The 13,952-nt window shown below is 71.5% G+C and carries 10 protein-coding genes; 5 read left to right on the forward strand and 5 right to left on the reverse strand.

Annotation, left to right across the window (positions count from 1 at the left end):
• Position 1: 1 nt before the first annotated feature.
• Both JYA75_RS18115 and metH read right to left on the reverse strand, forming a co-directional pair.
• Positions 2–691: an HAD family phosphatase gene (locus JYA75_RS18115; RefSeq protein WP_029543739.1), complete on the reverse strand. Its 690-nt coding sequence runs from the start codon at positions 689–691 to the stop codon at positions 2–4.
• Positions 684–4,253 carry a methionine synthase gene (gene metH, locus JYA75_RS18120; RefSeq protein ID WP_029543737.1) on the reverse strand — a complete coding sequence of 1,190 codons (3,570 nt, stop codon included), beginning with the start codon at positions 4,251–4,253 and terminating at the stop codon, positions 684–686. Before metH ends, JYA75_RS18115 begins: the two co-directional genes overlap by 8 nt.
• Before the next feature lie 51 nt (positions 4,254–4,304).
• Here metH and JYA75_RS18125 point away from each other — a divergent pair, with 51 nt between their 5' ends.
• From JYA75_RS18125 to JYA75_RS18140, 4 genes are all read left to right on the forward strand, one after another.
• On the forward strand, positions 4,305–5,198 hold the full coding sequence (locus tag JYA75_RS18125) for a PAC2 family protein (protein WP_006931159.1): 894 nt from the start codon (positions 4,305–4,307) through the stop codon (positions 5,196–5,198).
• Positions 5,195–6,334: an MFS transporter gene (locus JYA75_RS18130; protein WP_050035255.1), complete on the forward strand. Its 1,140-nt coding sequence runs from the start codon at positions 5,195–5,197 to the stop codon at positions 6,332–6,334. Before JYA75_RS18125 ends, JYA75_RS18130 begins: the two co-directional genes overlap by 4 nt.
• Before the next feature lie 90 nt (positions 6,335–6,424).
• Positions 6,425–8,935 carry a nitrite reductase large subunit NirB gene (gene nirB, locus JYA75_RS18135; RefSeq protein ID WP_050035254.1) on the forward strand — a complete coding sequence of 837 codons (2,511 nt, stop codon included), beginning with the start codon at positions 6,425–6,427 and terminating at the stop codon, positions 8,933–8,935.
• The gene (locus tag JYA75_RS18140) at positions 8,932–9,267 is read left to right on the forward strand and encodes a Rieske (2Fe-2S) protein (protein ID WP_006931155.1); all 336 of its coding nucleotides are present in this window, start codon (positions 8,932–8,934) and stop codon (positions 9,265–9,267) included. The genes nirB and JYA75_RS18140 overlap by 4 nt, the downstream gene beginning before the upstream one ends.
• Here the strand turns inward: JYA75_RS18140 and JYA75_RS18145 are convergent.
• Positions 9,254–10,150, reverse strand: coding sequence for a DUF4436 family protein (locus tag JYA75_RS18145; protein ID WP_231385904.1), 897 nt, complete (start codon positions 10,148–10,150; stop codon positions 9,254–9,256). The genes JYA75_RS18140 and JYA75_RS18145 overlap by 14 nt on opposite strands.
• A 365-nt stretch (positions 10,151–10,515) precedes the next feature.
• Here JYA75_RS18145 and JYA75_RS18150 point away from each other — a divergent pair, with 365 nt between their 5' ends.
• Positions 10,516–11,601 carry a hypothetical protein gene (locus JYA75_RS18150; protein ID WP_029543732.1) on the forward strand — a complete coding sequence of 362 codons (1,086 nt, stop codon included), beginning with the start codon at positions 10,516–10,518 and terminating at the stop codon, positions 11,599–11,601.
• 6 nt (positions 11,602–11,607) lie between these two features.
• Here JYA75_RS18150 and JYA75_RS18155 read toward each other — a convergent pair whose 3' ends face one another.
• Both JYA75_RS18155 and JYA75_RS18160 read right to left on the reverse strand, forming a co-directional pair.
• Positions 11,608–12,666 carry a tyrosine-type recombinase/integrase gene (locus JYA75_RS18155; RefSeq protein ID WP_202917443.1) on the reverse strand — a complete coding sequence of 353 codons (1,059 nt, stop codon included), beginning with the start codon at positions 12,664–12,666 and terminating at the stop codon, positions 11,608–11,610.
• Positions 12,667–12,890: 224 nt separating this feature from the next.
• Positions 12,891–13,910, reverse strand: coding sequence for an NAD(P)/FAD-dependent oxidoreductase (locus tag JYA75_RS18160; protein ID WP_185113654.1), 1,020 nt, complete (start codon positions 13,908–13,910; stop codon positions 12,891–12,893).
• Positions 13,911–13,952: the final 42 nt, after the last annotated feature.

The following is a 13,952-nucleotide window of genomic DNA, read 5'->3' on the forward strand; positions in this document are numbered from 1 at the left end:
CTCAGCACACCCCCGGCAGGTGCAGCGCGTGCAGGTCCGCGACGGTCAGCCCGTCCAGGGTCTCGCGGAACACCCGCCGCGGCGAGGTCGGCACCTCCGTCAGCGACGGCACCACCAGCACCGTGCAGCCCGCGGCCTCCGCCGCCGCCGCCCCGGTGGGCGAGTCCTCCACCGCCAGGCACTGCGCCGGCTCGAGCCCCAGCAGCTGCGCCGCCCGCAGGTACGGAGCCGGATCCGGCTTGCCGGCCGGCACCTCGTCGCCGCACACCGAATGGTCGAAGTGCTCGCGCCCGAGCGTGTCCAGGGCGAACTCGCACAACGTCCGGTCGGTGTTGGTGACCAGCGCCGACCCGAGCCCGGCGGCGCGCACGGCCCCCAGCGTCCGACGCGCCCCGGGCCGCCACGGCAGCCCCTGCGCGAACAGCTCCCCCATGCGCCCGTACAGCCACGCCTTCGCCGCGGCCAGGGCGTCGGGATCCGGCTCGAGATCCAGCGCCGCGAACACCGTCCGCAACGCGAACGCGCTCGACGCCCCGATCGTCGCCCGCCGTGTCTCGTCCGTCATCGGCCCGCCCAGGCGCAGCGACAGCTCCCGGATCCCGGTGTCCCACAGCGTTTCCGATTCGAGCAGGGTGCCGTCCATGTCCCACAGGACGGCCCGCAGCGTCGACGTGGTCACCGCACTAGACATTGAAGTACTTCGCCTCCGGGTGATGCAGGACGAACGCGTCGGTGGACTGCTCCGGATGCAGCTGCAGCTCCTCCGACAGCTCCACCCCGATCCGGCCCGGTTCGAGCAGCTCGACCAGCTTGACGCGGTCCTCGAGATTCGGGCACGCCCCGTACCCGAACGCGAACCGCGCCCCGCGGTAGCCGAGCTTGAAGAACTCGGCCACGTCCGCCGGATCCTCCTCGGCCAGGGTGTGGCCGCCGGCGAGCACCAGCTCCTCCCGGACCCGCCGGTGCCAGTACTCGGCCAGCGCCTCGGTCAGCTGCACACCGATGCCGTGCACCTCCAGATAGTCCCGGTAGGAGTTCGACGCGAACAACTCGTTCGCGAAGTCCGCGATCGGCTGCCCCATCGTCACCAGCTGGAACGGCAGCACGTCCACCTGCCCCTCGGCCCGCGCATCCGCCCGCGACCGCACGAAGTCGGCGATGCACAGGAACCGGCCGCGCTGCTGCCGCGGATACGTGAACCGGTAGCGCTCGGCGGCATCCGGATGCGGCTCCGCCAGCACCACCACGTCGTCGCCCTCCGACACCGCCGGGAAGTACCCGTACACCACCGCAGCGTGCGCCAGGATCCCCTCGGTGGACAGCCGGTCCAGCCAGTACCGCAGCCGCGGCCGGCCCTCGGTCTCCACCAGCTCCTCGTAGGTGGGACCGTCCCCGGTGCGCTGCCCGCGCAGCCCCCACTGCCCCAGGAACAGCGCCCGCTCGTCGATCAGGCCGGCGTAGTCGGCCAGCGCCACCCCCTTGACCACCCGGGTGCCCCAGAACGGCGGGGTGGGCACCTCGAGGTCGGCGGCCACATCGGAGCGCTCCGGGACCTCGACCGGCGTCTCGGCGGCCTTACGCTTCTCCGCGATCCGCCGCGACCGCTCGTGCCGGGCCTTGCGCTCGGCGGCCTTCTCCCGCGCCGCGATCGCCTCCGGGCTGTCCGCCGCCGGGCCCTCGCCGCGCTTGACGGCCATGACCCGGTCCATCAGATGCAGGCCCTCGAACGCATCACGCGCGTAGGACACCTGACCCTCGTAGATCTCGGCCAGGTCGTTCTCCACGTAGGAGCGGGTCAGCGCGGCACCCCCGAGCAGCACCGGGAACCGCTCCGCCACCCCGCGATGGTTGAGCTCCTCGAGGTTCTCCTTCATCACCACGGTCGACTTCACCAACAGCCCGGACATGCCGATCACGTCGGCGTTCTTGTCCACCGCCGCGTCCAGGATCGTCGCGATCGGCTGCTTGATGCCGAGGTTGACCACCTCGTAGCCGTTGTTGCTCAAGATGATGTCGACGAGGTTCTTGCCGATGTCGTGCACGTCGCCCTTGACGGTGGCCAGCACGATCCGGCCCTTGCCCTCGTCGCCGGTGGACTCCATGTGCGGCTCGAGATGCGCGACCGCCGCCTTCATCACCTCGGCGGACTGCAACACGAACGGCAGCTGCATCTGCCCCGAGCCGAACAGCTCCCCGACCGTCTTCATCCCCGACAGCAGCGTGTCGTTGATGATCGCCAACGGCGGGGTCGTCTGCATCGCCTCGTCCAGATCCGCCTCGAGCCCGTTGCGCTCGCCGTCGACGATCCGCCGCTCGAGCCGCTCGAACAGCGGCAGCGCGGCCAGCTCCTGCGCGCGGGACTCCCGCGACGACGCCGCCGACACCCCCTCGAACAGCGCCATCAGCTTCTGCAGCGGGTCGTAGCCCTCGCGCCGCCGGTCGTACACCAGATCCAGCGCCGTCTCGCGCTGCTCGTCCGGGATCCGCGCCATCGGCAGGATCTTCGACGCGTGCACGATCGCCGTGTCCAGCCCCGCCTGCACACACTCGTGCAGGAACACCGAGTTCAGCACCTGCCGCGCCGCGGGGTTCAGGCCGAACGACACATTCGAGATGCCCAGGGTGAAGTGCACCCGCGGATGCCGCCGCTTGATCTCGCGGATCGCCTCGATCGTCTCGATGGCGTCCCGGCGGACCTCCTCCTGACCGGTGGAGATCGGGAACGTCAGGGCGTCGACGATGATGTCCTCCTCGCCGAGCCCCCACCTGCCGGTCAGATCCGCGATCAGCCGCTCGGCGATGCGCACCTTGTGCTCGGCGGTGCGGGCCTGGCCCTCCTCGTCGATGGTCAACGCCACCACCGCGGCGCCGTGCTCGACGACGTGCTCCATGATCCGCTCGAACCGCGAACCGGGGCCGTCGCCGTCCTCGTAGTTCACCGAGTTCACCGCGCACCGGCCCCCGAGATGCTCGAGGCCGGCCCGGATCACGTCCGGCTCCGTCGAGTCGATCATGATCGGCAACGTCGACGCCGTCGCCAGCCGGCCCGCCAGGTCCGCCATGTCGACGGCGCCGTCGCGGCCCACGTAGTCCACGTTCAGATCCAGCAGGTGCGCGCCGTCGCGGATCTGGTCCTTCGCGATGTCCAGGCACTTCTGGTGGTCCCCGGCGAGCATCGCCTCCCGGAACGCCTTCGACCCGTTCGAATTGGTGCGCTCCCCGATCATCAGGATCGACGAGTCCTGCTCGAACGGCACCGCCGAGTACAGCGACGACACGCCCGGCTCCGGCCGGGGGCCGCGCTCGGCGCGCTCGGTCGCGTGCACCGCCTCGGCGACCTGCCGGATGTGCTCGGGGGTGGTGCCGCAGCAGCCGCCGACCAGCGCCAGACCGAACTCGGCGACGAATCCGCTCAGCGCCTCCGCCAGCTCTTCCGGCGTCAACGGGTACTCGGCGCCGTTCGCTCCCAGCACCGGCAGGCCCGCGTTCGGCATCACCGACACCGGCAACCGGGCGTGCTTGGACAGATGCCGCAGGTGCTCGCTCATCTCCTCCGGGCCGGTCGCACAGTTCAGCCCGATCAGATCGATGCCCAGGGGTTCGAGCGCCGTCAGGGCCGCCCCGATCTCGCTGCCGAGCAGCATCGTGCCGGTCGTCTCCATCGTCACGTGGGTGACGATCGGGATGCGCCGGCCCGCCCGCTCCATCGCGCGGCGGCTGCCGACGATCGCGGCCTTCGCCTGCAGCAGGTCCTGACAGGTTTCGACGAGGATGGCGTCGGCGCCGCCGTCGAGCATGCCCAGCGCCGACTCGGTGTAGGCGTCGCGCAGCGTGGCGAACGGGGCGTGACCGAGGGTGGGCAGCTTCGTGCCCGGACCCATCGAGCCGAGCACGAACCGGCCCATGCCGTCCGGGCCGGGACCCATCTCGTCGGCCACCTCCCGGGCCAGGCGGGCGCCGCGTTCGGACAGGTCACGGATGCGATCGGCGATGTCGTAGTCGGCGAGATTGGGCAGGTTGCAGCCGAAGGTGTTGGTGGAGACGGCATCCGCCCCGGCCTCGAAGTACGCCCGGTGGATCCCCCGGATGACGTCGGGCCGGGAGTCGTTGAGAATCTCGTTGCACCCCTCGAGGCCGCGGAAGTCGTCCAGACTCAGATCCGCGGCCTGCAACATCGTGCCCATCGCCCCGTCTCCCACGACAACGCGCTGCGAAAGCGCATCGAGCAAGGCAGAGTGCAATGGGGTGGACATGCGTTCCAGACTAGTGGGCGGCCCGTCCGGCTCTCGCCGTAGGCTGGACAGGTGAGTGCAAGCGAGTTCGCCGAGACCCCGGAACCGGACGTGCCGACCCTGCGTGACCCGGTGCTGGTCGCCGCGTTCGAAGGGTGGAACGACGCCGGGGACGCGGCCAGCGGCGCCGTCGAACACCTCGAGCTCATCTGGGACGCCGAACCGTTCGCCGAACTGGACTCCGAGGACTACTACGACTACCAGGTCAACCGCCCCATGGTGCGTCTCGTCGACGGCGTCACCCGCGAGATCGAATGGCCCGCCACCCGCCTGTCGGTGTGCTCACCCCCCGGCAGCGACCGCGACGTGGTGCTGCTGCGCGGCATCGAACCCAACATGCGCTGGCGCAGCTTCTGCGACGCCATCATCGAGCTCGCCGACGAGATCGGCGTGCACACCGTCGTCATCCTCGGCGCCCTGCTCGCCGACACCCCGCACACCCGGCCCGTCCCCGTCACCGGCACCGCCTACAGCACCGACGCCGCCAAACGCTTCAACCTGGAAGGCTCCCGGTACGAGGGCCCCACCGGCATCGCCGGGGTCCTGCAGGACGCGTGTGTCCGCGCCGGCGTGCCCGCCGTGTCGTTCTGGGCCGCCGTCCCCCACTACGTGTCGCAACCCCCCAACCCCAAGGCCACCGTCGCGCTGCTGCGCCGTGTCGAGGACGTCCTCGACCTCGAGGTGCCTCTCGGCGAACTGCCGATCCTCGCCGAGGAGTGGGAACAGACCGTCACCGCGATGACGGAGGACGACGAGGAGATCGCCGAATACGTGCGGGCCCTCGAGGAACGCGGCGACGCCGAATCCGACATCTCCGACGTCATCGCCAAGATCGACGGCGACGCCCTCGCCGCCGAATTCGAACGCTACCTGCGGCGACGGGGCCCCGGCGGCTTCACCCAGTGAGCGCGGCACGCGCCTCGCTGCAGCGTGCCGCCCTCTACGCCGGAGGATTCCTCGGACCCTTCGGCGGTGGAGTCGTGGCGTCCGTGCTGCCGGAGATCGGCGCGGCCACCGGCGTGAGCGCCGGCGCGGCCGCGAGCACGCTCACCGCGTACCTCGGGCCGTTCGCGCTGACCATGCTCGTCTCCGGCACCCTCGGGGCACGGTGGGGACGGGTCCGCACCGTCCGCACGGCGTACATCGCGTACACCTGCGCGTCGCTGGCGTCCGCGCTCGCCCCCACCCTCGGGCTGCTGCTCGCGTCCCGCGCGTTGCAGGGCGTGGCCAACGCCTTCACCACCCCGCTGCTGCTCGCCGCGCTCGCCGCGATCGTGCCGCGGGCGCGGCTGGGCCGCGCCCTGGGCCTGTTCGGGGCGATGCAGGCCGCCGGGCAGACCTCGGCCCCGCTCGTCGGGGGCCTGGCCGCCGAGGTCGACTGGCGGTGGGCGTTCGTCGTGATCGCCGCCGCCGCCGCCGTCCTCGCCGTGATCGGGCTGCCCGAACAGCTGACCGCCCCCACCGGAGAGCCGCCGCCGCGGCTGCGCGACGCGCTGCGCCCCGACGTGTTGCGCATCGGTGTCGTCGCACTGCTCGGCTGGGGCGCCCTCGGCGGCCTGAACTTCCTGCTCGCCTTCCGCGCCGAGGACGTCTTCGGCCTGACCCCCACCCAGCGGGGCCTGCTCCTGACCGGATTCGGGGTCGCCGGCATCCTCACCGCCCGCCGCGTCGGCACCCTCATCGACCGCATCGGCGCCCGCCGCACCGTCCTGCTCGGCGCACTCGCCGGCGCCGCCCTCGTCGTCGTCGCCGGCACCGCCGGACTGCTGTGGCTGGTCGCGGCCGCCTGGTTCGTCGCCGGCATCGCCTCGCAGTGCGTGCTCGTCGGTGTCAACGCCGCGGTCCTCGGCGCCCGGGGCCGCAACCGCGGCGGCGCCGTCTCCGTGGTGCAGGCCTTCCGGTTCTCCGGCGGCGCCGTCGCCCCGCTGGCGCTGACGCCGCTCTATGCCGCGGCGCCGGTCGCGAGCTTCGTCGTGCCCGCCCTCGTGCTCGCCGTCGTCGCCCCGCTGGCGATGCCACGCCGCGACACCGCCCCCGGCTGACACCCCCACCCCGGCGGCGGTGAGCACTTCCTGACCGCCGCGTAACCCCGGTGCCGCCGATCCGTCACCGCCCCCGGCAACCCTGGACGCATGACCCCAACCGCGTCGCACCCCTACGGCCCGCGCCGACGGCTGCTCGTCGTCGGCAACGGCATGGCCGGCGCCCGCACCGTCGAGGAGATCCTCGCGCGCGGCGGCCGGGACCAGTTCGAGATCACAATGATCGGCGACGAGCCGTACGGCAACTACAACCGGATCATGCTCTCCCACGTGCTGGCCGGCCAGGCCGACGTCGACGACGCCGAACTCGTCCTCAACCCCATGAGCTGGTACCGGGAGAACGGAGTCACACTCCACGCCGGCGACCGCGCGACCCACCTCGACCGGTTCGGCAAGGTCGTCACGTGCGAATCCGGCCGGCAGGTCCCCTACGACCTGCTCGTCGTCGCGACCGGGTCGAACACCTTCTTCCCCAACATGGACGGCCTGCGCGAACCCGACGGCCGGCTCGGCCGCGGCGTCTTCGGCTTCCGCACCCTCGCCGACACCAACGGCATGCTGCAGATGGCCGACGCCCACGACGACGTCCGCGCCGTCGTCGTCGGCGGCGGCCTGCTCGGCCTCGAAGCCGCCTACGGGCTGCGCACCCAGGGCCTGACCGTCACCGTGGTGCACTCGCCCACCCACCTGATGAACCAGCAACTCGACGAACGCGGCGGCCGGGTGCTGCGCACCGAGATCGAGAAACTCGGCATCACCGTCCACACCGGTACCCGCACCACCGCCGTCCTGCGCGACGACCACAGCCGGGTCACCGGCGTGCAGTTCGCCGACGGCACCGTCGTCGACACCGACATGGTCGTGGTCACCGCCGGCATCCGCCCCAACACCGAATTCGCCCGTGCCGGCGGCATCGTCGTCGAACGCGGCATCGTCGTCGACGACCAGATGCGCTGCGAAGAGGAGTCGAGCATCTACGCCGTCGGCGAGTGCGCCCAGCACCGCGGCGAGGTGTACGGCCTCGTCGCCCCGGTATGGGAGCAGGCGGTCGTCCTCGCCGAGCACCTCACCGGTGCGAATGCGCACGCCGCCTACCAGGGATCCCGCACCAGCACCAAGCTCAAGGTCGCCGGCATCGACGTCGCCTCGATGGGGGTCAAGGAACCCGAGCACGAGGACGACGAGTTCGTCCAGTTCTACGATCCGCGCAGCGGCATCTACAAGAGCATCGTCGTGCGCGACGGCCGGCTCGTCGGCGCGATGCTGCTCGGCGACGTGAGCAAGGCCGCCACCCTCGCCCAGGCCTTCGACGGCAAGCTCGAGATCCCGGCGGACCGCGCGGTGCTGCTGTTCGACCTCGGCGACCCGCAGGGCGCCGACGTCGCCGCCGATCTGCCGGACGAGACCCAGGTGTGCAACTGCAACGGCGTCAGCAAGGGCGACATCGTCGCGTGCGTCCACGACGGCGCCGACACCCTCGTGCAGGTGTGCGCCCGCACCCGCGCCGGGAAGGGCTGCGGCTCGTGCAAGGGCCTGGTCGCCGACATCGTCGCCTGCGCCGCCGGCGGGGCCCTCGCCGAGGACCCCGCCGCGAACTGGTACGTGCCGTGCATCCCGCTCGCCAAACCGGACCTGATCGCCGAGATCCGCCGCCGCGACCTGCGCGCGGTCTCCCAGGTCTTCGCCGAACTCGCCACCGGCGGTCGCGAGGATGCCACTGCCAAGATGCCGCTCGCGTCGCTGCTGCGTACCGTGTGGGGCCCCGACTGGGTCGACGAACGGGGTGCGCTGTTCATCAACGACCGTGTCCATGCCAACATCCAGCGCGACGGCACCTTTTCCGTGGTGCCGCAGATGAAGGGCGGGGTCACCACCCCGGACCAGCTGCGCCGCATCGCCGACGTCGCCGACAAGTACGGCGTGCCCATGGTCAAGGTCACCGGCGGCCAACGCATCGACCTGCTCGGCATCCGCAAGGAGGACCTGCCCAAGGTGTGGGCCGACCTGGACATGCCCTCCGGATACGCCTACGGCAAGAGCTTCCGCACCGTCAAGACCTGTGTCGGCAGCGACTTCTGCCGGTTCGGTCTCGGCGACTCGACCGCCCTCGGCATCGCGCTCGAGGAGCGCTTCCAGGGGCTCGAGACACCCGCCAAGCTGAAACTCGCCGTGGCCGGATGCCCCCGCAACTGCTCGGAGGCGCTGTGCAAGGACTTCGGCGTCGTCGCGGTCGGCGACGGCCGCTGGGAGATCTACGTCGGCGGCGCCGCCGGCGCCCACGTCCGCAAGGGCGACCTGCTCGCCACCGTCGGCTCCGGCGAAGAAGTCCTCGCCCTCGCCGGCCGGTTCATCCAGCACTACCGCGAGAACGCCAAGTGGCTCGAACGGACCTACGACTTCGTGCCCCGCATCGGCATCGACCGGCTCCAGGCACTGCTGGTCCGAGACGAGGAGGACATCGTGACCGGACTCGACGAACGCGTCGCCACGGCCGTGGCGGGATACCGGGACCCCTGGCTCGAACGGACCACCCCGAAGTCGCCGGCGCAGTTCAGCCCCGCGCTGCCGTTGCTCCCGCTGCCGCAGGTGCCGGTCCGATGACCACGACCGAAAGCCGGACCACCGCAATGGAGTACGCGGTCGGCGCGTTGACCGACCTGACCCCGGGCGAAGGCCGCACGTACACGGTGGGCGGACGGCAGATCGCCGTGTTCCTGCTCGGCGACGGCGCCGTCCGAGCCCTGGACGCGGTGTGCCCGCACCGGGGCGGACCGCTCGCCGACGGACAGATCGACGACGACCTCGTCGTATGCCCCCTGCACCAGTACGCGTTCGTGTTCGACACCGGCCGATGCACCGCGCCCGGCATCGACCCGGTCCGCACCTACCCGGCGCGCGTGCACGACGGGCGGATCGTCGTCACCGTCGGGTGAGCGAGGGGTGGCTGTCGCGCCACCAGCAGAACACGTACAGCGTCAGAGCCGCGACGAGGGCGGTGACCACCCACATGGTCACCGCCACGTCGACCCACGACCCGATCGGCGGTGAGCCCGGCAGGATGCCCCGCAGCGGCACCACCGCGAACAGCATCGCCGCCATCCACGCCAGCATGTCGGTCTCCACCGCGCGGCGCCGCCGGAACGTCTGTACCGCGACGAACGCGGCCAGGACCGCGAGGACAACCATCATCAGCAGCAGGATCGCCGCGTACACGAGAGTGCCTCCGGTGCGCGTGAACACCACCTCGGTGCCGTCGACGCCATCGGGAAAGCCGAGCTCCGGAGCGGCGACGACGGTCCCCTGGTCGATCGCCCACCCGTCGATGCGGCCGTCGATCAACACGTCCGACGGCACCGGTTCTCGCTCCGACCCCTCCCCCACATCGGCCTCCACGACGACCGGCGTGACATCGAAGGTGTCGAACGGCCAGCGGATCGCCTGGCCGCGCGCAAGCAGTTCCACCGGGTAGCCGACGGGCACGGAATGGGCCGGGAAGAACAACTCCGACTGTGAGACGGCCGGCACGAGCAACACACTCAGCGGCACGGCGAGCGTGGCCCCGTTCGCATCGAGAAACGAGTCCCCGGGATAGATGGTGACCTCCGCATGCACCCGGTCGACCGTCGGCTGCAGCGACTTCATCGTCACCACCACGAGCACCGAGTCGGCATCGACGTTAACCGGCCGCCATTCCCGCGACTCGTGCGTGCTCACCCCGAACAGGACGAGTACGCCCAGGTATGCGGCCGTCACCGCCGCCCCGAGCGACACCAGCAGAGTCCGGCGAGACGGGCGATTCGGACGTGGCGCAGGCATTCCCGGACTGTAGCCCGCTGGGCCGCTGCCGACTCGTTTGTTCTTGGCGTATTTGGGTGCGGTTTTGTCGTGAAGTGAGGGTGATTTCGGTATTTTTTTTATTTCCGTCAGACTCAGAATATGGATACTACAAAGCGCCAGTCGAGAGCAGGACCCCTCGACTCACCCCAGCCGGCGGCCCGACCCCCTCCTCACGCGTCCGTTCCGCCGTTCCGTCTCCCCCGATCGAATCGGGTTGCCCTCCGGATCAAGATGTCGTGGTGGGGTGCGTGTCGCGGTCTCCTCCCCTGGCCGGGTCGGCCGGATGGCGGTGTGTTCGTGAATTGAAGAGCTTCCGTGTCGTACCGATTACCTATTGTGAAGACATGACAGCATCCGCCCAGCCCACAGAACCGGTCGACAGCGCGCTGGGGCCCCGCCCGGAGCGCCCCATCGACATCTACCGTCGCTCGATCGCCGTGGTGGAAGCGTGTCTGCCCCTGGGCTGGACTGCCACGTCCGACCGCCCCCGCTCCCCTGCCGCCCCCGAGCGCATCCTCGTGACCGCACCCGACGGCGAGTCGGTGTCGTACGCCGTCATCGCGTCCCGCGGAGTGCTCAGCGGGGACGTCGCGCGCATCGCCGCCGAACTGTCCGAGTCCGACCGGGGATTCGTGTGCGCGCACTACCTTTCCGATCCGGTGCGGCGCCAGCTCGACCAGCACGGCATCTCGTACTCCGACGCGACCGGGAATCTCACGCTCGTCGCGTCCCGGCCGGCGATCTGGGTGCGCAACCGGGGCGCCGACGCCGACCCGTGGCGCGGGCCCGGCCGTCCGTCGGGCGTGCTCACCGGTGAACCGTCCGAGCGAGTCGTCCGGGCACTTGCCGACTTCACCGGCGAGATGTCGGTGCCGGAACTGATCCGGCTGTCGGGCGCCTCCACCGGCGCCACCTACCGTGTCGTCGAGGTACTCGGGGAGCGGGAGCTGATCCGCCGCATTCCGCGCGGTCCGATCACCATGGTGCACTGGGAGAAGATGCTGCGAGCCTGGGCAGCGGACCGCAAACCCTGTACCACAAGGGGGTTCGCCGCACCGGACGGCGTCGGCACCGTACGGGCCGATCTCTCCGAACCGCTCGACCTGAGCTATGCGATCACCGGCCTCGGCGCCACCGACTACGCGGCCGCCGATCTTCTCGAGGTGTACGCCGACGACCCGGATGCGTTCGCCCAGGCACTCGGTCTGCGCCCCGTCGATCGCGGAGCCGACGTCGTGGTGGCCACGCCGTGGTCGTCGGTGGTGTTCGAGCGGATGCAGCGGCGCGACGGCCTGCGCTTCGCGGCACCGTCCCAGGTCTATGCAGACCTGCTGGCCGGACCGTTCCGCAACCTGAACGCCGCCGAACATCTACTGGCGGCGCTCACCGCCGACCAGAGCGCCTGGCGCCGACCCGTCGGTCGCACCTGACCGCGGTCAGAGGCCCAGCGTGGTGACGGCATTGCCGACGAGTCCGGCGTGCTGGCGGCTGTAGAGCGCCACCATCCGCTCGTCGGAATGCCCCGTCTGCGTCATGATCGTCTGAGTCGTGGCTCCGTTGCGGACGGCTTGGGTGACGAACCCGGCGCGCAGGCTGTGCCCGCCGAGCGTGGCGACCACCTCGGCGGCGAACCCGGCCTGCCGCGCCCGCCGCTGGATCATCGAGTGCACCGACTGCCCGCTCAGGGCACCGCTCCCGACGGCACCGGTGCGGTGGATCGTGCGGAACAGGGGCCGCTCGGCACGCCCCTCCCCCGGCGCCACACCGCGGCAGCAGTGCTCGTCGCCGGCGGCACGATCGTCGGTCAACAGCTCCCGGACTGCGGCCCCACCGTCCGCGTCCCACACGTCGAGCACCTCGCGCCAGCGCCGGTAGGCGCACACCGGACAGGTCCGCGGATCGCGGCCGTACGGAAGCGTGACGGTACGTCCGCGTGCGTCGCGGTCCGCCTTCGATCGGCGGATCGTCACGTACAGCCCGTCGGACCGATGGGCGACGACGTCGGAGGTGGTGAGGGCGGACAGCTCCGACCGCCGCATCGCGCCGGCCAGTCCGAGCAGCAGCAGGGCGGAGTCGCGGCGCTCGGCTACGCGGTCCGGCCACTCGGTGGCGCCGGCGCGCATCGCTCCGACGATCGCACGGATGTCGTCGGTGAGCAGTGGGGTGCGGCGTGCCGGGGGCGTCGCACGGGTCCGCCGGATGCCGCGCACCACGTCGCGCACCGCCTCGTGGTGTCCCGGTTTCGGCAGGCCCGCGAGGGCGTGCACCTTGTTGATCGTCGCGACCCACCGCGCGAGGGTCGACGGGGCGTAGGCCCAGCGCCCGTCGGGTCGAAGCTCGCCCGCCTTCTCGGTCAGGTACCAGCCCACGAGTTCGGGTGGCGCCGGTAGCGGCACGTGGCCCACGGCGTCGCACCACCGGGCGAACTTGCTCCAGTCGCTGGTCAAGGCCGCTCGGGTGTTGTCCGACGCGGCCTTGGCTCGGAGTCGGCGCATCGCCTCCTCCACCCCGGCGGGAAGTACCGGCGTGGTGATCGACGCCTCGAGGGACGCGTTGCCCGGCAACTGATTCGTCACGGTGACACCACTCCTCATGCCGAGTCGACCGCCTTCGCGGAACGGACGATACGCGCCTCGGCCGGAAACCCCGCCTCGGCGACGCCGATCAGCGCGGCGCGCCCGGCTCGGGCGCGCCGCGCGAGGGACCGGTCCGTTGCGGTTCACACGCCGCAGCGGGGGTCACCCTCCGCGGGTTCGGGCACGCGCGCTTGCGACCGGGCCGGGAACCGTTCCCGGTAGGCGTCGACCGCCCGGCGGGTCTCCTCGGCGACCAGGTCGGCGTTGATCTGGGCAGCGGCGGCCGCGCCCGCCGCTGCGGCCGCGCCGACCTGGGCGGCCGGATCGGTGACGTTCCCCGCCACCCACACTCCGGGGACGTCGGTGCGGCCGGTTGCATCCGCGGGGATGTGCTCTCCGACCCCGGCCGGGTGCTCCACGGCCCGCAGGCCGAGCGCCGCGAGGAAACCGGCGCGCGCCACCATCCGCGGCGCGACCACCAGCGCCTCCCGGGCGATCGTCCCGCCGTTGCTCAGCCGTACCCCGGTGAGGCGGTCGTCGACGATCTCCACGGCGGTCACCTCGCCGTCGACCACCCAGACGCCACGGGCGACCAGCTGCTCCGCCTGCTCGGCGGCAGGCGCCGGCGCGATGTGGGTGAAGAATGTGACGTCGGCGCTCCACTGCCGGAACAGCAGGGCCTGGTGCACCGACATGGGTCCGCTCGCCAGCACACCGATGGCCCGGTCGCGGACCTCCCAGCCGTGGCAGTACGGGCAGTGCAGCACATCTCGCCCCCAGCGCGCCCGCAGCCCGGGCACGTCGGGAAGCTCGTCGACCAGCCCGGTGGTCACCAGCAGCCGGCGGGCGCGGGTCACCCGGCCGTCGGACAGGGTCACCTCGAACCCGCTCTCGCGGCGGGTCACGGCGGTCACGTCCGCGTGCACCACGTCACCGCCGTAGCCGCGGACCTCGTCTCGGCCGCGGCCGAGCAGTTCGGCCGGCGGGATCCCGTCCCGGGCCAACAATCCGTGCACGCCCGCAGCCGGAGCGTTGCGTGGGGCGCCCGCATCGATGACGACCACCGACCGCCGCGCCCGGGCGAGCATCAGCCCCGCATTCAGCCCGGCAGCCCCGCCGCCGATCACCACCACGTCGTATTTGTTTCCGAGCAGATCGCTCATCTCGATCACCTCCACGACGACTATGCGAGCCGACGGGAAGAA

It is taken from the genome of Rhodococcus sp. PSBB066, from assembly GCF_017068255.1.
GTDB lineage: Bacteria > Actinomycetota > Actinomycetes > Mycobacteriales > Mycobacteriaceae > Rhodococcus > Rhodococcus aetherivorans.

Coding starts and splice junctions, on each gene's coding strand:
- JYA75_RS18140 (WP_006931155.1), top strand. CDS start 8,932: ATGACCACGACCGAAAGCCGGACCACCGCAATGGAGTACGCGGTCGGC.
- JYA75_RS18155 (WP_202917443.1), bottom strand. CDS start 12,666: ATGCGCCGACTCCGAGCCAAGGCCGCGTCGGACAACACCCGAGCGGCC.
- JYA75_RS18160 (WP_185113654.1), bottom strand. CDS start 13,910: ATGAGCGATCTGCTCGGAAACAAATACGACGTGGTGGTGATCGGCGGC.
- JYA75_RS18150 (WP_029543732.1), top strand. CDS start 10,516: ATGACAGCATCCGCCCAGCCCACAGAACCGGTCGACAGCGCGCTGGGG.
- JYA75_RS18145 (WP_231385904.1), bottom strand. CDS start 10,150: ATGCCTGCGCCACGTCCGAATCGCCCGTCTCGCCGGACTCTGCTGGTG.
- metH (WP_029543737.1), bottom strand. CDS start 4,253: ATGTCCACCCCATTGCACTCTGCCTTGCTCGATGCGCTTTCGCAGCGC.
- JYA75_RS18115 (WP_029543739.1), bottom strand. CDS start 691: ATGTCTAGTGCGGTGACCACGTCGACGCTGCGGGCCGTCCTGTGGGAC.
- nirB (WP_050035254.1), top strand. CDS start 6,425: ATGACCCCAACCGCGTCGCACCCCTACGGCCCGCGCCGACGGCTGCTC.